This window comes from Hyphobacterium sp. SN044, from assembly GCF_021864465.1.
Classification (GTDB): domain Bacteria; phylum Pseudomonadota; class Alphaproteobacteria; order Caulobacterales; family Maricaulaceae; genus Hyphobacterium.
Genome location: NZ_JAKKUV010000001.1, coordinates 1 through 20,194, shown reverse-complemented (window position 1 = coordinate 20,194; position 20,194 = coordinate 1). Strand labels below are relative to the sequence as shown.

The 20,194-nt window shown below is 65.3% G+C and carries 21 protein-coding genes; 10 read left to right on the top strand and 11 right to left on the bottom strand.

Annotation, left to right across the window (positions count from 1 at the left end; all coding sequences use genetic code 11):
* Positions 1-17: 17 nt before the first annotated feature.
* Both L5876_RS00105 and L5876_RS00100 read left to right on the top strand, forming a co-directional pair.
* Entirely contained in the window at positions 18-1,091 is a 1,074-nt protein-coding gene (locus L5876_RS00105) for a malate/lactate/ureidoglycolate dehydrogenase (RefSeq protein WP_236954059.1), read from the top strand.
* 78 nt (positions 1,092-1,169) lie between these two features.
* A complete protein-coding gene (locus tag L5876_RS00100) occupies positions 1,170-2,081 on the top strand; it encodes an alpha/beta hydrolase (RefSeq protein ID WP_236954058.1) in 912 nt (303 codons plus the stop codon).
* Positions 2,082-2,243: 162 nt separating this feature from the next.
* Here the strand turns inward: L5876_RS00100 and L5876_RS00095 are convergent, their stop codons facing one another.
* A complete protein-coding gene (locus L5876_RS00095) occupies positions 2,244-3,134 on the bottom strand; it encodes a cation diffusion facilitator family transporter (protein ID WP_236954057.1) in 891 nt (296 codons plus the stop codon).
* Positions 3,135-3,333: 199 nt separating this feature from the next.
* On the opposite strand from L5876_RS00095, the gene L5876_RS00090 reads away from it, so the two are divergent.
* The 3 genes from L5876_RS00090 (at position 3,334) to L5876_RS00080 (ending at position 5,015) form a co-directional block, all read left to right on the top strand.
* Positions 3,334-3,795: a peptidase S1 gene (locus L5876_RS00090; protein WP_236954056.1), complete on the top strand. Its 462-nt coding sequence runs from the start codon at positions 3,334-3,336 to the stop codon at positions 3,793-3,795.
* A gap of 185 nt (positions 3,796-3,980) precedes the next feature.
* Positions 3,981-4,442, top strand: a complete 462-nt coding sequence (locus L5876_RS00085) for a peptidase S1 (protein ID WP_236954055.1) — start codon at positions 3,981-3,983, stop codon at positions 4,440-4,442.
* Positions 4,443-4,562: 120 nt separating this feature from the next.
* Entirely contained in the window at positions 4,563-5,015 is a 453-nt protein-coding gene (locus tag L5876_RS00080; RefSeq protein WP_236954054.1) for a pre-peptidase C-terminal domain-containing protein, read from the top strand.
* On the opposite strand, the gene L5876_RS00075 is transcribed toward L5876_RS00080, so the two are convergent.
* A complete protein-coding gene (locus L5876_RS00075; RefSeq protein WP_236954053.1) occupies positions 5,012-5,446 on the bottom strand; it encodes a thioesterase family protein in 435 nt (144 codons plus the stop codon). The genes L5876_RS00080 and L5876_RS00075 overlap by 4 nt on opposite strands.
* A gap of 4 nt (positions 5,447-5,450) precedes the next feature.
* Entirely contained in the window at positions 5,451-6,869 is a 1,419-nt protein-coding gene (gene lpdA / locus L5876_RS00070) for a dihydrolipoyl dehydrogenase (protein ID WP_236954052.1), read from the bottom strand.
* A gap of 281 nt (positions 6,870-7,150) precedes the next feature.
* Here lpdA and L5876_RS00065 point away from each other — a divergent pair, with 281 nt between their 5' ends.
* Complete coding sequence (locus L5876_RS00065; protein ID WP_236954051.1) at positions 7,151-7,504, top strand: hypothetical protein; 354 nt, start codon at positions 7,151-7,153, stop codon at positions 7,502-7,504.
* 98 nt (positions 7,505-7,602) lie between these two features.
* Here the strand turns inward: L5876_RS00065 and L5876_RS00060 are convergent, their stop codons facing one another.
* From L5876_RS00060 to L5876_RS00030, 7 genes are all read right to left on the bottom strand, one after another.
* Positions 7,603-7,821, bottom strand: a complete 219-nt coding sequence (locus L5876_RS00060) for a hypothetical protein (protein ID WP_236954050.1) — start codon at positions 7,819-7,821, stop codon at positions 7,603-7,605.
* A gap of 67 nt (positions 7,822-7,888) precedes the next feature.
* Entirely contained in the window at positions 7,889-8,755 is an 867-nt protein-coding gene (locus tag L5876_RS00055) for an alpha/beta fold hydrolase (RefSeq protein ID WP_236954049.1), read from the bottom strand.
* Between the two features lie 73 nt (positions 8,756-8,828).
* Positions 8,829-9,416: a hypothetical protein gene (locus tag L5876_RS00050; protein ID WP_236954048.1), complete on the bottom strand. Its 588-nt coding sequence runs from the start codon at positions 9,414-9,416 to the stop codon at positions 8,829-8,831.
* Between the two features lie 302 nt (positions 9,417-9,718).
* Complete coding sequence (locus L5876_RS00045; protein ID WP_236954047.1) at positions 9,719-11,053, bottom strand: dihydrolipoamide acetyltransferase family protein; 1,335 nt, start codon at positions 11,051-11,053, stop codon at positions 9,719-9,721.
* 136 nt (positions 11,054-11,189) lie between these two features.
* Positions 11,190-12,206, bottom strand: a complete 1,017-nt coding sequence (locus tag L5876_RS00040; protein WP_236954046.1) for an alpha-ketoacid dehydrogenase subunit beta — start codon at positions 12,204-12,206, stop codon at positions 11,190-11,192.
* A gap of 3 nt (positions 12,207-12,209) precedes the next feature.
* Positions 12,210-13,439: a thiamine pyrophosphate-dependent enzyme gene (locus L5876_RS00035; RefSeq protein WP_236954045.1), complete on the bottom strand. Its 1,230-nt coding sequence runs from the start codon at positions 13,437-13,439 to the stop codon at positions 12,210-12,212.
* Positions 13,440-13,583: 144 nt separating this feature from the next.
* A complete protein-coding gene (locus tag L5876_RS00030; RefSeq protein ID WP_236954044.1) occupies positions 13,584-15,857 on the bottom strand; it encodes a C39 family peptidase in 2,274 nt (757 codons plus the stop codon).
* A 134-nt stretch (positions 15,858-15,991) separates the two neighbouring features.
* Here L5876_RS00030 and L5876_RS00025 point away from each other — a divergent pair, with 134 nt between their 5' ends.
* On the top strand, positions 15,992-16,690 hold the full coding sequence (locus L5876_RS00025) for a hypothetical protein (RefSeq protein ID WP_236954043.1): 699 nt from the start codon (positions 15,992-15,994) through the stop codon (positions 16,688-16,690).
* A gap of 53 nt (positions 16,691-16,743) precedes the next feature.
* Here L5876_RS00025 and L5876_RS00020 read toward each other — a convergent pair whose 3' ends face one another.
* Entirely contained in the window at positions 16,744-17,934 is a 1,191-nt protein-coding gene (locus L5876_RS00020; protein ID WP_236954042.1) for an acetyl-CoA C-acyltransferase, read from the bottom strand.
* 199 nt (positions 17,935-18,133) lie between these two features.
* On the opposite strand from L5876_RS00020, the gene L5876_RS00015 reads away from it, so the two are divergent.
* The 3 genes from L5876_RS00015 to L5876_RS00005 form a co-directional block, all read left to right on the top strand.
* Positions 18,134-18,682, top strand: a complete 549-nt coding sequence (locus L5876_RS00015; RefSeq protein WP_236954041.1) for a hypothetical protein — start codon at positions 18,134-18,136, stop codon at positions 18,680-18,682.
* Positions 18,679-19,794 carry a DUF418 domain-containing protein gene (locus tag L5876_RS00010; protein ID WP_236954040.1) on the top strand — a complete coding sequence of 372 codons (1,116 nt, stop codon included), beginning with the start codon at positions 18,679-18,681 and terminating at the stop codon, positions 19,792-19,794. The genes L5876_RS00015 and L5876_RS00010 overlap by 4 nt, the downstream gene beginning before the upstream one ends.
* A 59-nt stretch (positions 19,795-19,853) precedes the next feature.
* On the top strand, positions 19,854-20,194 hold a 341-nt coding region (locus tag L5876_RS00005; RefSeq protein ID WP_236954039.1), incomplete at its 3' end, for a hypothetical protein.

Here is a 20,194-nt window from a genome sequence, read left to right as displayed (position 1 = left end):
GTAATCTCCCCGTCACAATGGATTCGACCGGCACGAGAATACAAGCCGAGGCCCTGACCTCCTTCACCTGCGACGTGCTCGCCAAGGCGGGCGCGCGGGAAGACGATGCCCGGGCCGTGGCGGAGCATCTCGTCGGCGCCAACCTCACCGGTCATGACAGCCATGGCGTCGGCCTCCTGCCGGCCTATGTGAAGCATGCGCGGAGCGGCCTCGTCAGCCTCGATACGCGCGCGGAAGTGGTCCACCGGCACGGTGCCATCGTGAAGCTGGACGCCAAGCGCGGCTGGGGCCGACCGGCCGGCGAGATGGCGATGGCCGAAGGCGCGGAGCTGGCGCGGAAGATGGGCGTGGCCGCCGTGACGCTGTCGAATGCGCATCATCTGGGGCGGATCGGCGCCTATGGCGAGATGGCGGCGCAGGACGGGCTGATCTCAATCCACTTCGTCAATGTCACTGACCACGACCCGATGGTCGCGCCCTACCGCGGATCGGATGCGCGCTTCGGCACCAATCCGGTCTGCATCGCCCTGCCCCCGACGCCGGGCCGGGCCATGTTCCTTCTGGACATGGCGACGAGCCGGATCGCGCTCGGCAAGGCGCGGGTCGCGGCGAACCAGGGCAAGCGCGTGCCCTTCGGCTCGGTGCTCGACGCCAACGGTCAGCCGACGGACGATCCGTCCGGGTTTGCCGATTTCGAGATCAATGGCGCGCTCGCCCCGTTTGGTGACCACAAGGGCTATGGCCTTGCCTTCGCGGCAGAGCTGCTTGCCGGTGGCCTGTCGGGCGGCGGCACGATCCAGCCGGGCAATCCCCGGCGCGGCGGGATCCAGAACCAGCTTCTCTCCATCCTGATCGACCCGGCCAGCTTCGGCGACGAGGACGCGATGGAGGCCGAGATGGACGCGATGATGAATTACGCCCTCGCCTCGCTGCCCGCCGACTGGGACGCGCCGGTCCTGCTGCCCGGCGATCCGGAACGGGCGAAGCGCGCGAAGCGGTCGGTCCAGGGCATTCCGCTCGATCCGAAAACGCTGGAACAACTCAACGCGGCGGCGAAACAGGCCGGTTCCACGCTGCATCTCGCCAACTGACCGGGGTTACGCCATTCCCGCTGTCACGCTGACGTGCCAGACTGCGCACGTCTGAACGTCATCCCCGGGGGATCATCCATGAAACGGCTTTTCGCCGCGGCGCTTCTGGCCGCTCCGCTTTTACTGTCGTCCGCGCAGGCGCAGGACGCCCCGCCGCAGATGACGCCGGACCAGTCCAATGTCGTTTACGGCATGGTATCGGGGGCGGCCCTCCTGATGGACGTCTACCACCCCGAACTGGCGCGCGGCATCGGCATCGTGGTCATTCCGGGGTCGGGCTGGTACCGCCCGCCGATCCAGTCCGCGCCGCCACTGAAAGATCTCGCGCCGCGCGACTATATCCGCGGGGCGGTGCATGACCTGACCGAGGCCGGTTTCACCGTCTTCGTGATCAATCACCGGTCGCATCCCGGCTTCCGCTTCCCGGACCCGGTCGTCGATGCGCGGCGTTCGGTGCGCTTCGTGCGCGCCAATGCCGAAGCCTTCGGGATCGATCCCGACCGGATCGGGATTCTGGGTCATTCTTCCGGCGCCAATCTCGCCGCGATGACCGGGGTGATGGACGACACGCCCGGCAATGGTCTTGACCCGATCGACCAGACCAGTGCGTCGGTTCAGGCCGTGATCACGCTGGCCGCGCCCTTCGACCTGACGCTCGATCCGGAAAATGTTTCGGCCTATGGCGCGCAGACGATCACCAGCTATGTCGGCGAAGTCTGGTATGGCGAGGACAATTGGCACGAACAGCGCACGCCGCCACACGTGGCGGCCTCGCCGGTGACCTATGTCGATGCTGAGGATCCGCCCTTCCTGATCGTCTATTCACCGGACGATACGGTCGTGCCGCCGAACCAGGCGGTGCGCATGGGCGAGGTAATGAGCGAGGCGGGCGCGCGCCACGAATTGATCGAGACCGCCCCGAGCGGACATGAGCCGGTCTTCCCCACCGACGCGGTGATCGCCTTCTTCTCGGAAGAACTGGACGGGTAGACTTGGTTGTTCCGCCCTCCCCCTTGAGGGGAGGGCCGGGAGGCTGAGCATTAGCCAGCCGACCGGGGTGGGGGTGTCTTGATCGCACGCTCACCCCACCCCGCTCCCGACCTCTCAAAGAAGGTCGCTCGCGTCCCTCCCATTCAAGGGGAGGGAGCACCTTCACTCCCGCTCGACCTCGATCGTGATGTGGGTGATGCCGTGATGCTCGTTCAGGCGGCGGCGCAGCGCCGAGACGGTGTCGATCTCGCAGGCCTCCGCCGTCAGCACGGCGTGCATGGTCGCCATCGGACGGCCCGGCGTGATGCACCAGAGATGCATGTGGTGGATCTTCACGACGCCGTCCGTGTTGTCTGTCAGGTCGGTGCCGAGCGCCGCCGGGTCGATCCCGTCAGGCACCGATTCCAGCAGGATGCGGCCTGAGCGGATGACGAGATCGAGCGCAGCACGGCCGATCAGCAGGGCGATCAGGGCCGACAGGATCGGGTCGATCGGCGTCCAGCCGGTGAAGATGATTACGGCTGCTGCCGCAAGTGCCGCGACCGAGCCGAGAATGTCCCCGGCGACATGGGCGAGCGCGCCCTTGAGGTTGAGATTTTCCCGGTCGCCGCCATGCAGCACGGCAAATGCGATGATGTTCACCAGCAGGCCCAGTCCGGCGATCACGGCCATCGGACCGCCGGCGATGTCGCGCGGTTCACCCGCGCGCTCGATTGCCTCGACGACAATCCACAGCGCCAGCATGAACAGCATCACGCCATTGGCGAAGGCGGCGACGATCTGGAAGCGGTCATAGCCGAAGGTGCGCTTGTCGTCGGCGGGCCGTTTCGACAGGCGGAAGGCGAAGAAGGCAAGCGCCAGCGCACCGGTATCGGCCAGCATGTGCGCCGCATCGGCCAGAAGCGCGAGCGATCCGGTCCAGATTCCGCCGATCACCTCGGCGATCATGAAGCTGCCGGTCAGGCAGGCGGCGATCAGCGTGCGGCGCTCACCATCACCATGATGGTGATGGTCGTGCGAATGCCCGTGATGATGATCGTGTCCGTGTCCCATGAAGCTTATCAGGACAGAAATTGCGTCGTGATCAAGAGACCGGATTACGTAACCGGCTGATCTTGTACAGTAGAGCCAAGCTTGCCCTTCGGCTTGCCACAATTGGATGCCAGAAGAGCGAGTCAGGAAACCCGTTCACCGGTCGCGAGGGGATCTGTCCGACCGGGTTGCCCGTGTTCTGCCCTGAAAGGCCAAATTGATGAGACTTGCCCTTGCGATTGCCGTGTTCGCCGCCGCCCTGTTCGGCGCGAACGCCTCCGCCCAGAATGTGTCGCTCGACCCGAATTTCGGGACGGTCGGCCTCGTCGCCGGCTTCACGCCGGACCCCTACACCGTACAGATCGTGTCCGGCGGCAGTATCGATGCCGGATCGCAGATCGGCGGCGCGTGCCGCGGCATGATCACCGACGCGCCGGACTTCCGTCTGGAATACCAGCCAGGCGGATTTGAGCTTTTCCTGTCGGCCGTCTCCAGCGGCGACACGACGCTGGTCGTGAACGCACCGGACGGCAGCTGGCATTGCGACGACGACAGCGGCGGCAATCTGAATCCCGCAATCGTCTTCGCCGACCCGATGGCCGGCCAGTATGACATCTGGATCGGCTCGTTCGGCGGCGGCAATCATGACGCGACGCTGCGAATTTCCGAACTCGGTTTCTAGCCGGACCGCACTCGGGATTGATGACGGCCCCGCCCTCAGGCGGGGCCGTTTTCGCTTGTGAATCTCTCTATCTTTCTCAAACCGCTTCGCTAAATATCGTTGATGGAAACCCGTTCACCGGTCGCGAGGGGACTGTCCGACCGGGGTTCCGTGCGTTTCAATCCAAGTCCTGAAAGGCTTTTTCCATGAAATCCCTCCTTGCGGTGGCCGCGGCTTCTGCCGCGTTCTTCGCTGCGGACGCGTCCGCGCAGAATTTCTCGCTCAACCCGAATTTCGGTTCGGTGAGCCTGACCGCCGGTTTCACGCCGGATCCGTACACGGTCCAGATCCTCTCTGGCGGCAATATCGATTCCAGCATGACGATCGGCGGCAATTGCCGCGGCACGATCACCGACGCGCCGGACTTCCGTCTGAACTACCAGGCCGGCAGCTTCGACCTGTTCTTCTCGGCGATCTCCGGCGGCGACACCACGCTGATCATCAACGCGCCGGACGGCAGCTGGCATTGCGACGATGACTCGGGCGGCAATCTGAACCCGGCGATCCAGTTCTACGGTCCGATGTCGGGCCAGTATGACATCTGGATCGGCTCCTACAGCGGCGGCAATCACAACGCGACGCTGCGGATTTCCGAACTCGGCTTCTAATCCGACCGCATTCCGGAATGACGACGGCCCCGCCCTCTGGCGGGGCCGTTTTCGTTTGCGTACCTCATTCTGGCCGCAATGTTATACATTAACTAATTGTCATCTGCAGGGGAGAAACCCATGACCAGACTGACGATTTTGCTGACCGTCACGGCCGCGGCGATGACCGCCAGCGCGGAGGCACAGCAGCCGCGCTTCGATGCGACCTATGGCCAGACCACGCTGGAAGCCGGGTTCGAACCCAATCCGCTGAGCGTCAATCTGACGGCGGGCGGCACGGTGGACGCGAGTGATCTCGGTGACGGTTGCACCGGACTGATCGCGATCGCGCCGGACTTCCGGATCGACTACCGCGCCGGTGGCTCGGCGCTGACCATCGCCGCGGATTCGGTGTTCGACACGGTTCTGGTCGTGCATGGACCCGACGGAAACTGGCATTGCGACGACAATGGCGCGGGCGGCAATGACCCGCAGATCGTGTTCAACGGCCCGGCAGCGGGCGAATATGCGATCTGGGTCGGCGCGAAGGACGGGGACGCGCGGGCGGTGCTGGAAATCAGCGAGGCTCGCTAGCCTTCGGGAGTGAGACCAAAAGTTTCAAACACTTCCGGCGGCACGCGTTTCGGGCGGCGCGTCGCAGTGTCGATATAGCCCCAGACGGTGTGGACCGAAGCCGACGGCTTGGCCGCACCGGGCTTGCGGATGTCGATATGGCGGCCATAACGCGCGCCCTTCGCCTCGCCCAGCCAGGTCGAGACTTCGACCTCGTCGCCTTCGACCAGCTCGCCGCGATAGTCGATCTCGTGCCGGAGGACGACCCAGAGCCCTTTGGCCTGCATCTCGTCCGACGCCACCGTCATCCAGTGCTCGCCGGCGACTTCTGCCGCCCAGCGCAGATAGACGAGGTTGTTGACGTGACCCATGAAATCGATGTCGTCCGGCTGCGCGATGCGGCGCGTCCGGAAGGCGGTTTCATAGGATTTCGCCCCCAACCCGGTCGTCATGGGATCAGGCCGAGATGTGGATCGGATGGCCGAGCGCGGCGAGGCAGGCTTCGGCAAGGCCTTCGGTCAACGTCGGGTGGACATGGACCGTGCCGGCGACGTCTTCGAGGCGTGCGCCCATCTCGATCGCCAGGGCAAACTCGCCCGACAGTTCCGAGACATGCTTGCCGACGGCATGGATGCCGAGGATGACATGGTCGCTCTCGCGCGCCGTGACGCGGATGAAGCCGCCGTCCGTGCCGCCCTCCATCGAGAGGTAACGGCCGTTCGCGGCGAGCGGGAATTTGCCGGTGATGACGGTCTCGCCCTTCTCCTTCGCCTCGTCCGGCGACAGGCCGACGCCGACCAGTTCCGGTTCGGTGAAGCAGACCGCGGCGATGGAGACCGGATCGAAGGCCGCCTTGTGACCGGCGATGATCTCGGCGACGCGCTCGCCCTGGGCCGTGGCGCGGTGGGCCAGCAGCGGTTCGCCGGCGAGGTCGCCGATGGCGTAGACGCCGCGCATGCCGGTCTCGCAGCGCTCATTGACCTTGATGTATTTGCCCGTCAGCGGGATGCCCATCTTGTCGAGACCCCAGCCCTCGGTCAGCGGTTTGCGGCCGACCGCGACGAGGATGGCGTCGGCCTCGATCTTCTGGGTTTCGCCCTTGGCGTCCTCGTATTCGAGGAAGGTCTTTCCGCCCTCCTCGACCACGCCCTTGGCCTTGCAGGACAGCTGGACGTCGACCTTGTGCTCTTTCAGCCAGCGGGTGACCGGGCGAACCAGTTCCTTGTCGTAGAGCGGCAGGATACGGTCGAGCGCCTCGATGAAGGTGACTTCGGAACCGAGCTTGCGGAAGGCGATGCCGAGTTCGAGGCCGATATAGCCCGCCCCGACCACGACCAGCTTCTTCGGTAACTCGGTGAGTTCGAGCGCGCCGGTGGAACCGATGACGTTCTTGCCGAAGGGCAGGAAGGGCAGTTCGACCTCGATCGAGCCCGTCGCCAGGACGACATTCTGAGCCGTGATCTTCACCGTCTCGCCGTCCGAGGTCTCGACGAGGCAGGTCTTGGCGTCCTCGAACTTCGCCCAGCCGTCGATCGCCCGGACCTTGGCGGCCTTGAGAAGCTGGGCGACGCCGCCGGTCAGCTTCTTGACGATGATGTCCTTCCAGCCGGTCAGGCCGGCCATGTCGAATTTCGGCGCTTCGGACAGGGAAATACCTAGCGCGCCGTCACCGACATGTTCCATCATCTCGGCGTATTTCGTCGCGGCGTGGATGAAAGCTTTCGACGGGATGCAGCCCCGGTTGAGGCAGGTGCCGCCCAGACCGTCGCGGTCGACGATGATAGTGTCGAGGCCCAGCTGGCCCGCGCGGATCGCTGCGGGATATCCGCCCGGACCGCCACCGACGACCAGGACGTCACAGGACAAATGGTTCATTCCGAAGCCCTCGTTTCAATTCAGGCGCCGGTTTAACCGGGGAGCGCCATCAAAGGAAGGGGCGCGATGCAAGGCAGTAATTCTCGTGTCACGTCGAATATTCATACCCGCCATGCGCGAATTGAAGAATATTCTGCCGCATTTGAAACATCATATGGAATTATCGACGTTATAGATTATAATGGACTGCTGTTATGCCCTGCAAAATCGATTTTCCATGTTCAGGAAACATTGTCGAAGTTCGCCTGAGCGGAGAGCTTTCGTCCCGGACAATCGAAGACATGCATGCCGAATTGTTTTACGGTACGCGTTGGCGCACCGGCATGAATTTGCTGGTGATCGTGGAAGAGGGTTCCGATCCGTCGGGGATGAGTCTCAAGAAACTCCGGCAAGCGTTCCGCAACGAAGTGGAGCGCCTTCACGCGCTGCGCGGGCCAGACTACAAGGTCGCCTGGGTGGCAGAGGACACCCGCATTGAACCCGTGCTGAGGGATTGGCAATCGATGCCGTTCGTCGATGGCGCTTATGATCTGGAAATTTTTCGCGACCGGGAATCGGCACGAAAGTGGCTGAAGTCGTTCGAGGCCGACTGGCCCGACTTCCTGCGTCCCCTGCAATCACAGCGCCGGTTGTAACGCCCGTCAGCCTGAATTTGCCCGTAACGCAAGGGAGGGATTGCTGGTGAGGTCTGCCCGGCGGGGCCGGACGCCCCTCATCAGAGAAAACTCCCGCGTCAGTTGCCGGAGGACGAGTCGCTCGCCTCGACATTGACCTGTGTCGTGTCGGACTTGCGCCGTCTGGTCAGACCCGCGCCCGAGGCGACCGCAATCCCGACAATGATCAGGTCCGCGACCACGATCCAGGTCGTGCCGACGCCGACCGCGTAGAGGCCATAGCTGACCCCCGCGACGGCGAGGACGGTGCCGATCAGGAAAATTCCGAAAGCGCCCATGATTCAAACTCCCTTTATGACTTGGGAGGTGAACGCCGGGCGCGCGGCGCGGTTCCGGTCGAGCGTTCTAGCGGTTCACCAGCAGGCGAAGGATGTCGGCACCCCGCGTCCACAGAATTCGTCCGCCTTCGCCTTCGATCTGGTGAAGCGATGCGCGGGGAAAACGACGCGAGAGGGTCTCGCCGAAGTCCGGAGAATGGACGGGGCTGGCATCGTCGAGCCCGTACCAGAGATCGACCGGGATGGTGATGTCCTCGGCGGCGAACGGCCAGCGGCCTGCGGCGATAAGGAGGTCGCGGACATAGCCGGCGGAGCCTTGCGCAAAGCCGGTCTGGAGCGCTGCCGCAAAAGCGGAGGCGAAAGGCTCGGCAGAATAGAGGGCCGCGTCATCCCTGTGCGATGTCTCGATGATGAAGTTTCGCAGCCAGTCCGGATCCGCCTGCGCCACTTCGCGCGCCACGCTCTCGGGTTCAGTTTCGATCCGCTCGCACATTTCGGCGACAAAGTCCGGCAGAAGGGCGCGGGTGTTCTTGTTTGCGAAATCGTCCTGCCCGGCGACCAGCGTCAAGGCCGTGACATGGCCCTGGGCGGCCAGGGCGAGCACAAAAGGCGCGCCTTGCGAATAGCCGACGGCGCGGACCGACGAGGTGAACTCCGCCGCAATGAAGGCGCCGATATCGCCGGCGACGCTGTCGAGAGTCTTGCCAGGGTCGGGGTCGGAGCCTCCGAGGCCGGGCCGATCGATGCCGATGAGGCGGACCTCAAGTTCGTCCAGATGCTCGAGTGCGAAGCCGAGCCGGCCGCTCGTCCCCGCACCGGGCATGAAGAGGACGGGCGCGCCGTCCCGCGGGCCCCATTCGTGCCAGGCCAGACGACGGCCATCCGGCAGACGGAAGGCACCAGAACGTTGCGGGTCCGGGAAGATGTGGGGCATGGCGAAGCGCTTCCTCAAGTCAGGATACGCGCACCTAGCCCGATTTCCGCCGATCGCAACAGGCGGATGCCGATCAGCCGCAATTGGCCGGGCGGGCGTGAAGACGCACGCTGTTGACCCATTCACCCGTCGCTTCGTCCTGGACCTGGCTGATACGGGCCCACTCGCCATCCTCGTAGATTTCAAAGAAAACCCGGCGTTCGGGCGCTTCCGGATAGACCTGCCAAAGCCACATCAGGCTGTCCTCGCGGACTACCTGTCGAAGCTCGCGGACCTCGTTGTTCGCGGTGTAGTGCCAGGCGGTGTGCCACTGGCCGGAGGCGGCGTCCCAGAGGCGGATATTGATCCCGGCGCCGGACCCGTCGCGATAGCCGTAGCCCGGGTCATACCACTCGTCGAAGATCGCCCGGCCGCCGAAGCCGTAATAGCCGTTCCAGCGCGCGTAGTATTGCGGTTCGCCCCAGCTGCCGGTCTCGGCATCCCAGGGCTCGGAGCCGACGTCGAAATCGCCGATCAGGAAGGCGAACTGGCCGAACTCTTCCGGCATGCCCTCGGCGGGCTGGCCGTAATCGCCACAGCGGCGGGTTTCCGCGCCGGTCACCTGCGCGAAGGCGGGCGCGGCGGCGAGGCTCAACAGGGCGGCGGTCAGGATGGTTTTCATGGCACTCCCCTCTTCTGACAGGGAAATTGCCATGGTCAGCGGCGCAGGCGATTCACGTTGGTGTGAGCATCGTCATTCCGGCGAAAGCCGGAATCCAGATTCACCGCTTCTCTGGATCCCGATTTTCATCGGGATGACGGCAGGGCAGTTGAACCGACGCTCCCCGGTTTCGCGAAGCGAAGACCGGGGTCCGGACTGGATCCCGGACCGGCTGCGCCGTCCGGGAAACGTCAATTTTTGCGGTGAATGGCGGGAAAGATGCGGCGTGTTCCCTCTCCCCCGAGGGGAGAGGGAGAAGCACCCTACGCCATGAACAGCGTCGCCGGGTTTTCGAGGTAGGACTTCACCTTCTGGATCAGGACCGCGGCGTCATAGCCGTCGACGATGCGGTGATCGAAGCTGGAGGAGAGGTTCATCAGCTTGCGCGGCACGACGCGGCCCGCCGCGTCGAAGCGCGGGAGTTCCTGCATCTTGTTGACGCCGATGATGGCCGTCTCCGGCGCATTGATCACCGGGGTCGTCACGAGGCCGCCGATCGCGCCCAGAGAGGTGATGGTAATGGTCGAACCGGACAGCTCGTCGCGCGCCGCCTTGCCGTCGCGGGCGGCCTTGGCGAGACGGCCGAGTTCGGCGGCGATCTCCCACACATCCATCGCCTCGGCGTGGCGGATAACCGGGACCATGAGGCCGTTCGGCGTCGCCGCGGCGATGCCCATGTGGACACCCTCAAACTGCTTCAGCACGCCAGCCTCGCCATCGTAATGGGCGTTGGCCTGCGGCGTGCCGGGCAGCGCCTTGCACAGGGCCGCGACGAGGAAGGGAATGAAGGTCAGCTTGGGCTGATCGTCACGCTTGGTGGCGTTCAGATGCTGGCGCAGATCCTCGAGCGCGGTGACGTCGATTTCCTCGACATAGGCGATGTGCGGAATGTCGCGCATCGCCTTCTGCATGTTTTCCGCGATCTTGCGGCGGAGGCCGATGACCTTCTTTTCCTCGACGCCGGTGCGCGGCGCGCGGCCCGCATGCCCGCCCCCGCCCGTCTTCGAGATCAGGCGGCCGCCGGCGGCGATGAAGTCATCAAGATCGTTGTGCGTGATCCGCCCCGCCGGACCCGTGCCCGGCACGGCAGCGAGATCGACGTCCAGCTCCAGGGCGCGCTGTCGCACGGCCGGGCTGGCCAGCGGGCGCTGACCGGAGGACGCGGTCGTCAGTGCTTTTCTCCCCCCGCTTGCGGGGGGAGTGGCCGGCTCTGCCGGCCGAGGGGGGGATTTCTCTTCGGAAGACTTTCCCCCCTCCGTCGACTTCGTCGACACCTCCCCCGCAGGCGGGGGAGGAACATCGTCTTCAGCCTTCGGGGCTTCGCCTTCCTCTTCCTCCGCCGCGGCGGCGGTGGCCGCATCGGTCTCGATGAAAAGGATTTCGGTGCCGACCGGGATCACGTCGCCGGGTTCGCCGACGATCTTGGTGACCTTGCCGTTCACGGCGCAGGGCACTTCGACGGTGGCCTTGTCGGTCATCACGTCGAGGACGGGCTGGTCCTCGACGACCGTGTCGCCGACCTTCACGCGCCATTCGACGATTTCCGCCTCGACGACGCCTTCGCCCACGTCAGGAAGCTTGTAGCGGTATTCCGTCATCTCGAACCTCGGTTCCGAAAAACGCCCCCCACCCCAGCCCTCCCCCGTCGGGGGAGGGAGTGGCAGGGCAGCGCCTAATTCCCTCCCCTTGAGGGGAGGGTCAGGGTGGGGTGTCTTTCACGGGCACAAAGGCCCATCAGACCGTCTCCGTCACGGACTTCATCGCATTGATGAAGCGCTGCTGGCCGGGGAAATAGGACCATTCATGCGCATGGGGATAGGGGGTGTCCCAGCCCGCGATGCGGTGGATCGGCGCTTCCAGCGACCAGAAGCAGTCTTCCTGGATCTGCGCGGCGAGTTCGGCGGCGAAGCTGGACGTGCGCGGCGCCTCGTTGGCGACGATGCAGCGGCCGGTCTTCTTCACGGACTCGGTGATGGTCTCGATGTCGTAGGGGGTGAGCGTCTTCAGGTCGATCACCTCGGCGTCGATGCCGGATTTCTCCGCCGCGGCGAGCGCGACATGGACCAGCGTGCCATAGGTGACGACGGTGACCGCCGTGCCCTCGCGCACGACTTCCGCCTTGCCGAGTTCGACCGTGTAATGGCCTTCCGGCACTTCGCCCTTGGCGTGGTTGGCCCAGGATTGCAGCGCGCCGTCGGCCTGGCCGTCGAAGGGGCCGTTATAGATCCGCTTCGGTTCGAAGAAGATGATCGGGTCGTCGCTCTCGATCGAGGCTAGGAGGAGACCCTTGGCGTCATACGGGTTTGACGGGATCACCACCTTGATGCCCGGGACATGGGTGAAGAAGGCTTCCGGGCTCATGGAGTGGGTCTGACCGCCGCGGATGCCGCCGCCCCAAGGGGAGCGCACCACGATGGGTTGGGTGAACTGGCCGGCCGAGCGGTAGCGGATGCGGCTCATCTCCGAGACGATCTGGTCGATCGCCGGGAAGATGTAGTCGGCGAACTGGATTTCCGCGACCGGCCGCAGACCCTTGGCCGCCATGCCGATGGCCATCGCCGCAATGGCGGCTTCGTTGATCGGGGCGTCGAAACAGCGGTCGAGCCCGTACTTCTTCTGAAGGCCGGCAGTGACGCGGAAGACGCCGCCGAAATAGCCTGCATCCTCGCCGAAGCAGAGGACGTTCGGGTCGTTTTCCATCGCCACGTCGAGCGCCGAGTTCAGCGCCTGGATCATGTTCATCTTGGTCATGATCTAAATCCCCAGGTCCTGGCGCTGGCGGATGAGGCGCCAGTCGGGTTCGGCGGTGACATCCTCGAAGATCGAAGGCACGGGCGAGAGCGGGCCGTCATGCAGCGTGCCGTAGCTCTCGGCCTCCTTGTAGGACTTCACGACGAGGTCGTTCAGTTCAGACTCCATCGCCTCGTGGCGCTGCTCGTCCCATTCCTCGAGACCGATGAGGTGGTTTTTCAGACGCTCGATCGGATCGCCCAGCGGCCATTTCGTGGCCTCTTCCTTCGGGCGGTAGCCGGACGGATCGTCCGAGGTCGAGTGCGCCGCGGCGCGGTAGGTGTAGAGCTCCAGCAACGTGGCGCCGTGACCCGCGCGGGCGCGCTCGGCGGCCCACTGCGTGGCGGCATAGACGGCGAGGAAATCATTGCCGTCGACGCGGATGGACGGCAGGCCGTAGCCCAGACCCTTCACCGCCAGGCTCGGCGCGTCGCCCTGCGCGATGCCCTGGAAGGTGGAGATGGCCCACTGGTTGTTCACGACGTTGAAGATGACCGGCGCGCGATAGGTCGAGGCCAGGGTCAGTGCGCCGTGGAAGTCGCCTTCCGCCGTGGTGCCGTCGCCGATCCAGCTCGCCGTGACCTGGTCTTCATTCTTGTAGCGCGCGCCCATCGCCCAGCCGACGGCCTGGGGGAATTGCGTGCCGAGATTGCCGGAGATGGAGAAGAAATTCCCCTCCGCCCAGGTGTAGTGAACGGGGAGCTGGCGGCCCTTCAGATTGTCGCGGCTGTTGGAAATGCAGTGGCACATCATGTCGACGATGTCGCGGCCGCGCGCGAACAGGATGCCCTGCTGGCGGTAGGACGGGAACACCATGTCGCTGTCGCGCAGCGCCATGGCGGCGGCGACGGAGACCGCCTCCTCGCCCGTCGACTTCATGTAGAAGCTCATCTTGCCCTGGCGCTGCAGCTTCTGCATGCGCTCGTCATAGACGCGGGTCAGCACCATGTGCCGAAGGCCCTCGCGCAGCGTGTCCGGGTCCAACTCCGGATTCCACTCGCCGACAGCCTGATGATTATGGTCGAGCGCGCCGACCAGGCCGGTCGCGTGGTCGACGGTGTCCTTCCAGCTGCAGTCGATGCCGGGGCGTTTCGCCTCGCCGGCGGGCTGCAGTTTCAGGTCGGAGAAATCGGGCTCGTCGCCGGGGCGGAATTTCGGTGCCGGTACGCGGTAACGGGGCTGGGACGTTGCCATGGGGCCTCGCGCTTGAATGCTGTACGGGGTCGTCGGCACGGCGAATAGCGCGCCGGGCGGGGCGTTGTCCACTATCGGGCCTTGCCGTGACGCATGACGGTCATGCGCGGCCAAGTCTTTGTGCGGCGCAGCAAATCCGGAGCGTCACCGCCGGTAGATGATCGAGCCCTTCTCGACATTCATCATCGCGAGCAGCGCTTCGAACTGCGCGTCCTGCCCGTAGTCGAACATCGAGGCGAAATGCTCGTAGGACCATTCCACAGGTGTGCCGTTGTCGATGATCAGGAAGGTGCGGTTGCGGGCGTTGTAGCCGCGCACCACGATCCAATGCGCCGTCGCCGCCGCATCGTGCGGCGAGATGATGTCGGCGGCGTATTGCGCCCCCCAGGCGACCAGGGTCAGGACCGGACGGCCCTCGTCAAGAAGCTGGCGGATGCGAGCCAGCGCGGCATCGTTCGCGCGGGCATTACCCAGCGGCAGCACGTCGTGGACGAAGCCGGACGCGAGATCGTTCATCCGGTCGCGCAGCGTGCCCGGCGGCGTGCCGAGCGACTGGTCGGAGACGAAATTGCCCGAGCTTTGCACCCGGCGTTTGAACTGCTCGTAGGTCGTGGCCACGCCGTAGAAGCGCAGCACGCGGGACGCCGCCTGCGGACCGCAGGAATTGCCGCCCGAAAGCCGGTTGGCGAAGTCGCCGGTCGGCACGTCGAGCAGAACATCGGGCTGCAGGTCGGCGGCGCGCGCACGTGCCGGATCGACCGGCGTCAGCGTGACCAGCAAGGGCCGGTAGAAGGCCTGAACGCCGGTGCGGCTGCCGGCCTCGTCGCCGTTTGAATCGCCCATGACGAGGAAGGCCTCGACATGGCTCATGGCGCGGCGGCGGGCTTCATTGGTGGCATCGTCGAACCAGATGCCGTTGCGGCCGCCCTCTCCCGCGCCCTCGACCAGGAAATCCTGTTCGTGATCGCGGTCGGTATAGGCGACCGTGGCGGTGCGGCCGAGCGCGGTTTCGAAGGCCTGTTGCCAGGCATCGTCTTCCCACCAGCCATATTCGACCTGCACCGCGTCGATCCGCCAGCCCGGCGGGGCGGTCCAGATGACTTCGCGGTCGGAGGTGCCGGACGCACGGGTGTCGCCGCCCACCTCGCTGGCATCGCCGGACAGCCGGGCGAGGATCTGCGTGCCGTCAGCCGACAGGTCGAGCCGCGAAGTAACGGTCATGCGCGGGCCGTTGCCGAAGAAATCACGGTCACCGCCGGTATGACGCAGAACAAGGAAGTCCGAGTGCTGGGCCTCGACCCAGATTGTCTCCGTTCCCGGCGGACCGGAAACTTCAGGCGCCTCCACGATCGGGACGACCACGGAAATCTCGTTCCACTGGACCTGCACGCTGGTGCGCGACACGGTCCGGCGCCCCTCCGAGTCGAGATCGCCGACATCGCGGCCGTCATTGTCGTTGTTGAAGACGTCACCATTGGTGTCGCCCATGATGATGAAGCTGCGGACCGGCCCATCCACGGCAGGCAGGCCGCGGCGGACGTCGATCTCGCCGCGCCCCGGGACGATCGTGTCAATCTCCCAGTCGGTGTCGGTGTATTCGCCGGTCGCGCGGGTCTGAGACGTGATACGCTGGATGTTCCCGCCCTCCGGATTGCACCACAGGCGGACGCGCTCGCTGACCCGTCCGCGCGTGTGATCCGGGCGGGTCTCCTCGGCCAACATGTTGATGTCCGCAAACAGGCAGGGACCCTCCGCAACGACCGTCACCGTGACCTGCACGCGCGGTCCATTGCCGCCGAAATCCCCGTCCCCGCCGCCGGAACGGACAGCATAGAGCCGCTCCGTTGGGGGCGGCTCGACCGTGACTGTGCGGCTGGTGATGCGCGGCGCCTCGTAATACATCTCGGTTCGCGCCGTCACGCGGGGCGGGATTTGCACCTGCAGCTCTGGCTGGCGCACTTCGGGACGCTGAATTGCTTCCGGGCGCTGGATCTGCTGCGGACTGACACGCTGGCCGGCTTGCTGCTGGACCTGGATTTCAGGCGCGCGGACTTGCGGTGTGACCGCGGACGGAATTTGCGCAGCGATGCCCGGGGCGAGCGTCGTCTGCAAGGCCGGACGGGCCGCGTTAGCATTGCACTGTTCCAGTTGCGCCGCGTTCAATCGCGCGCCGGGGTGGCCGTATTCCGAAACCCGGCCGACAATTGCCGCCAGTTGCGCGCACGCCCCGACACCCGGCTGCGGCCAGGGCCCCGAAACGGTGCAGGCCCGATCCTCGCACGACCAGGTGATCGACCCGGCACGCACATCGCCCGATTGCTGCACGGGCGCAGCGGTCCGCGCCGTGTAGGTGTAGGTCTGGGCAAGGGCTGGCGCGGTCGTCAGCGCGAACACGGCGAAGGCGATCAGATGGCGCATCGGCTTACTCCCCACAATCCGGACGGGAGGTTACGCCGGTTTCGCGCCTTAGGCGATTCACGAACCGGTTCGAGCGCGATTTTCATTGCTTCCCACTGGCTTGCCGTGCGTAGTCTTGTGCCAAGGGGGAGAGGATGACGACCGAGACCGACGCGCCCGTACGGGGCGAGCCCTTTTTCGCTGCGATGGGCTGGCTTCAGGCCGCCCTGGTCTTTGCCGGCTTTGCACCGACCTATTTCCTGCGCGACGCAGCCTTGCCCCCGCTTTCGATGTTGATGCAGGTGCATGGTGCCATCTTCACAGTCTGGATCCTGCTGGTCGCCATACAGGCCAGTCTGATCCCGGCCGGGCGCGTGCTGCTGCATATGAAGCTGGGTCTGGCGAGTATCGGCCTGATGGCCGTGATGGTGCCACTGGGTTTCGTCGCGCTGGTCGATGCCTATGCACGCGGCGCCAGCTTCATGGGGTCGGCGGAAACCTTCGTAATGCTACCGCTGTTCGACATTGTCGGACTGGCCGTATTCTGGGGGCTCGGTGTCCTCAACCGCCATCGGCCGGATTGGCACAAGCGCTTCATGTTACTGGCGGGGATATACGCGATCCTGCCGGCCACTGCGCGGATCGGCCATGCCTATTTCGATAATGCCGTTCTGGGCCTGATCCTGCAGATGGCCATCTTTGCGGTTTTCATCGGATACGACCTGTTCCGCAGAAAGGCGGTCCATCCGGTCACCCTGATCGTTCTCGCAGCCGCCATCGGACGGACCGTGCTTCTGTTCACGGTCGGGACAACCGAGGCGTGGGCCAGCTTGGTACGCGGCATCCTCGGATAGAAAAGCCCCGGACGGCGACCGTCCGGGGCTTGTCTCTCAACCTGGCAGAGCGCCTAGTTGATGCGCTCCAGCGCCACTGCGGTGGCTTCGCCGCCACCGATGCAGAGCGAGGCGACGCCCTTGGTCTTGCCGTGCTTTTCGAGCGCGGCGAGCAGGGTGACCATGATGCGCGCGCCGGAGGCCCCGATCGGGTGTCCCATGGCGCAGGCACCACCGTTCACATTGACCTTCTCATGCGGGATGCCGAGTTCCTTCATCGCGATCATCGGGACGACCGCGAAGGCCTCGTTGATTTCCCAGAGATCGACGTCGTCGGCCGACCAGCCCGCCTTTTCCAGCACCTTGCGCATGGCCGGGACCGGCGCGGTGGTGAAATAGGCCGGCTCGTGCGCGTGCGACGCGACGGCGGAAATCTTCGCCAACGGCTTCAGGCCGCGGCGTTCGGCTTCGCTCTGGCGCATCAGGACCAGCGCAGCCGCGCCGTCTGAGATGGCCGATGCGTTTGCGGCAGTGACGGTGCCGTCCTTGGAGAAGGCCGGACGCAGGCCCGGGATCTTGTCCGGCATCGCCTTGCGCGGCAGTTCGTCGGTGTCGACCGTCACGTCGCCCTTGCGGGTGGATAGGGTGACCGGGACGATTTCGCGCTTGAAATCGCCTTCCTTGGTCGCGCGCTGGGCGCGGGCCAGGGTTTCGAGCGCGTAGGCGTCCTGCTGCTCGCGCGTGAACTGGTGTTCCTGCGCGATCATGTCGGCATAGACGCCCATCGCCTTGTGTTCGTAGGCGTCTTCCAGGCCATCGAGCGCCATGTGGTCGAGCACCCGGTCATGGCCGTATTTGAAGCCGGCGCGGTGGGTCGGCAGCATGTGCGGGGCGTTGGTCATGGATTCCATACCGCCCGCCACGACGATGTCGGCCTCGCCGGCGAGAATGGCCGAGCGGCCCATGATCGCCGCCTGCATGCCGGAGCCGCACATCTTGTTCAGCGTGGTCGCCTCGACGCCTTTCGGCAGGCCGGCCTTGATGCCCGCCTGTCGGGCCGGGGCCTGACCCTGACCGGCCATGAGCACGTTGCCCATGTAGATCGTGTTGACGTCGTCACCGGAAACGCCGGCTTCGTCCATCGCGGCCTTTACGGCCAGCGCACCAAGCTCGTTCGCAGACAGAGTGGCCAGTTCGCCGAGCAGGCCCCCCATCGGGGTGCGGGCCATGCCGACGATGACGACGGGATCGTCCTGAGTGCTCATCGGTGAAATCTCCTTTCGGGGAGGTCCGGGAAAAATTCGTGCGGCAGATGAAAGCCTCGCGCCGCACTGCGTCAAGCCTTCTCGCACATGCAACATTGGCGGGTCGCCATGCGGTTGTGCGCGGTGTCCAGATTACATCTTTTCAAATCAGGGGCTTGGGCCTAACGGTATCGCCGGGGACATCAGGGACGGGGGTCACATGCCCGGCAATCGCAGGCGGCCGAGCCGCCGATCCTTTCTTGCGCGCGTTCTGGGCGCGGGCACAGCCTATGGCGCGACGGCTCTGGTTTCGGGCGCGCATGCCCAGCATGTGCGCACCTGGAGCGCGACCGAAGCGGCGTGCGCGTCGGGGCTGACCGACAGCGACAGCGGCCGCAATGCCGACCCGGCCGGTAATGGACGGGGTCAGCAAGGCGTGACCGACAGCGACACCGGCGCCGAAGCCGATCCCGCCGGACAGGGCCGGGGCACTGGAGGCGTCACGGACACGGACACCGGTTCCGAAGCCGACCCGGTAGGCCAGGGGCGCGGGTCGAAATCCGGCCATGGCATCACCGACAGCGACAGCGGCGCCTCGGCCGACCCCGCCGGGCAAGGCCGCGGCGGCCGCCGCATGACGGATACCGATATCGGCTGGGGCGCAGACCGCGTCGGTCACGGGCGCGGCGGCGAAGGCCGCGAGCGCCCGGTGCCGCCCGTGAACTGTCCGCCGCGTGAAGACACGACCGGATCCGGGGGCGAGGAATGAGCGAGTCGGAGATCACCGCGCCGGCGAAGAACCGGCTTGAAGGCATCGATTTCGCCCGCGCCATCGCCATGATGGGCATGACGGTCGTCAATTTCTCGATCTATATCGGCCGGGCCGAAGGCGACCCGCAATGGCTGATCCAGCTGGAAAGCCTGTTTTCCGGCCGGGCGGCGGCGACCTTCGTCTTCCTCGCCGGCGTTGGCGTCGCCCTGCTGACGACCCGCACGCGAAACGACCGAACGCCGGAGAACCGCCGGTCTGCCCGGCTCAACCTGCTGAAACGCGGCGTCTTCCTGTTCCTGCTCGGCGTCTCCTTCCGGGCGCAATGGCCGTATGACATCCTGCATTTCTACGGCATCTACCTGACGATCGCATCGCTGGTCTTTCTGTGGCCGGCGCGCTGGCTGGTCGGGCTCGCCGTTTTCACAACGCTCGCCTTCGTCGCCTTCTATTTCGCGCTGCCGCCGCTTCTGGATCTCGACTACTGGGCGAGCCCGAGCTTCGCCAATCCGTCCGAAGCGTTGCAGGACGTCTTCTTCACCGGCCATCACCCGGTGACGCCCTGGTTCGCCTATTTCCTCGTGGGCATGGCGGTGGGACGGATCGACCTGCACCGCAGCGCCAATCACTGGCGTCTGCTGATCGGCGGGGCCGTGCTGATCGGCCTCGCCAAGGCGATCAAGTTCGCGGCGCTCAATCTCGCGCTGGTGAAGCTGATCCCGTCGGAAAACTGGGGCTTCGCGATCAGCTATGTCGCCGACATCTTCGGCACGTCAGCCTATCCGCCCGCCCCGCTCTATATCCTGTTCGGCCTCGGCACGGGCATGATCGTGCTGTCGCTGTCGCTGATGATCTGCGCGGCGGAATGGCGGCGGAAGCTGTTCACGCCGGTGATCTGGACCGGGCAGATGGCACTGACCTTCTACCTGCTGCACGTCTATATCGGCGTGACGGCAGCGGAGTGGTTCCTGCCCGAGGAGTCGGAGTCGGTCTACTGGCTGTTCGCCTGGGTGATCGGCTTCTTCGTCTTCTGCCTGATCTTCGCGACGATCTGGCGGAGCCGTTTCCAGCGGGGTCCCGTGGAATGGGCGATGCGCAGGCTGGTGGATTGATCGGGGCGTTCCGCGCCCCTCACCTTCGCGATCTGGCGGAGGCCGCTGGACTGTTCGCGGTGTTCGCCGCGATCGCCCTGCCGCTCGGTCTGATCACCGGCGTATTCGCGTTCGGAATTGCCCCGGTTCAGTCGGTTCTGATCGTCGCGCTCGTTGCCGTTTTCGTTCCGGCGATCGGCGAAGAAATTGTGTTCCGGGTCCTGCTTCAGGGCAAGCCGTCATTCCGGCGAACGCCGGAATCCAGTGGCGCGGCCGTTCTGGACCCCGGCTTTCGTGTTGTGTCCCGTGAGATTGTTGAGGCGCTGAGCGGGGCTTTCGTAATCGAGACATCGCAGGCGGGTCTGGTTGTAGTTTCGGACGAAGTCGAGGATGTAGCGGTTTCGCTCCTCGTGGGTGTCGA

What these genes read in the sequence shown, in the direction of transcription:
- L5876_RS00105 (WP_236954059.1), top strand. Translation starts at nt 18, where the DNA reads ATGGATTCGACCGGCACGAGAATACAAGCCGAGGCCCTGACCTCCTTC.
- L5876_RS00100 (WP_236954058.1), top strand. Translation starts at nt 1,170, where the DNA reads ATGAAACGGCTTTTCGCCGCGGCGCTTCTGGCCGCTCCGCTTTTACTG.
- L5876_RS00095 (WP_236954057.1), bottom strand. Translation starts at nt 3,134, where the DNA reads ATGGGACACGGACACGATCATCATCACGGGCATTCGCACGACCATCAC.
- L5876_RS00090 (WP_236954056.1), top strand. Translation starts at nt 3,334, where the DNA reads ATGAGACTTGCCCTTGCGATTGCCGTGTTCGCCGCCGCCCTGTTCGGC.
- L5876_RS00085 (WP_236954055.1), top strand. Translation starts at nt 3,981, where the DNA reads ATGAAATCCCTCCTTGCGGTGGCCGCGGCTTCTGCCGCGTTCTTCGCT.
- L5876_RS00080 (WP_236954054.1), top strand. Translation starts at nt 4,563, where the DNA reads ATGACCAGACTGACGATTTTGCTGACCGTCACGGCCGCGGCGATGACC.
- L5876_RS00075 (WP_236954053.1), bottom strand. Translation starts at nt 5,446, where the DNA reads ATGACGACCGGGTTGGGGGCGAAATCCTATGAAACCGCCTTCCGGACG.
- lpdA (WP_236954052.1), bottom strand. Translation starts at nt 6,869, where the DNA reads ATGAACCATTTGTCCTGTGACGTCCTGGTCGTCGGTGGCGGTCCGGGC.
- L5876_RS00065 (WP_236954051.1), top strand. Translation starts at nt 7,151, where the DNA reads ATGCATGCCGAATTGTTTTACGGTACGCGTTGGCGCACCGGCATGAAT.
- L5876_RS00060 (WP_236954050.1), bottom strand. Translation starts at nt 7,821, where the DNA reads ATGGGCGCTTTCGGAATTTTCCTGATCGGCACCGTCCTCGCCGTCGCG.
- L5876_RS00055 (WP_236954049.1), bottom strand. Translation starts at nt 8,755, where the DNA reads ATGCCCCACATCTTCCCGGACCCGCAACGTTCTGGTGCCTTCCGTCTG.
- L5876_RS00050 (WP_236954048.1), bottom strand. Translation starts at nt 9,416, where the DNA reads ATGAAAACCATCCTGACCGCCGCCCTGTTGAGCCTCGCCGCCGCGCCC.
- L5876_RS00045 (WP_236954047.1), bottom strand. Translation starts at nt 11,053, where the DNA reads ATGACGGAATACCGCTACAAGCTTCCTGACGTGGGCGAAGGCGTCGTC.
- L5876_RS00040 (WP_236954046.1), bottom strand. Translation starts at nt 12,206, where the DNA reads ATGACCAAGATGAACATGATCCAGGCGCTGAACTCGGCGCTCGACGTG.
- L5876_RS00035 (WP_236954045.1), bottom strand. Translation starts at nt 13,439, where the DNA reads ATGGCAACGTCCCAGCCCCGTTACCGCGTACCGGCACCGAAATTCCGC.
- L5876_RS00030 (WP_236954044.1), bottom strand. Translation starts at nt 15,857, where the DNA reads ATGCGCCATCTGATCGCCTTCGCCGTGTTCGCGCTGACGACCGCGCCA.
- L5876_RS00025 (WP_236954043.1), top strand. Translation starts at nt 15,992, where the DNA reads ATGACGACCGAGACCGACGCGCCCGTACGGGGCGAGCCCTTTTTCGCT.
- L5876_RS00020 (WP_236954042.1), bottom strand. Translation starts at nt 17,934, where the DNA reads ATGAGCACTCAGGACGATCCCGTCGTCATCGTCGGCATGGCCCGCACC.
- L5876_RS00015 (WP_236954041.1), top strand. Translation starts at nt 18,134, where the DNA reads ATGCCCGGCAATCGCAGGCGGCCGAGCCGCCGATCCTTTCTTGCGCGC.
- L5876_RS00010 (WP_236954040.1), top strand. Translation starts at nt 18,679, where the DNA reads ATGAGCGAGTCGGAGATCACCGCGCCGGCGAAGAACCGGCTTGAAGGC.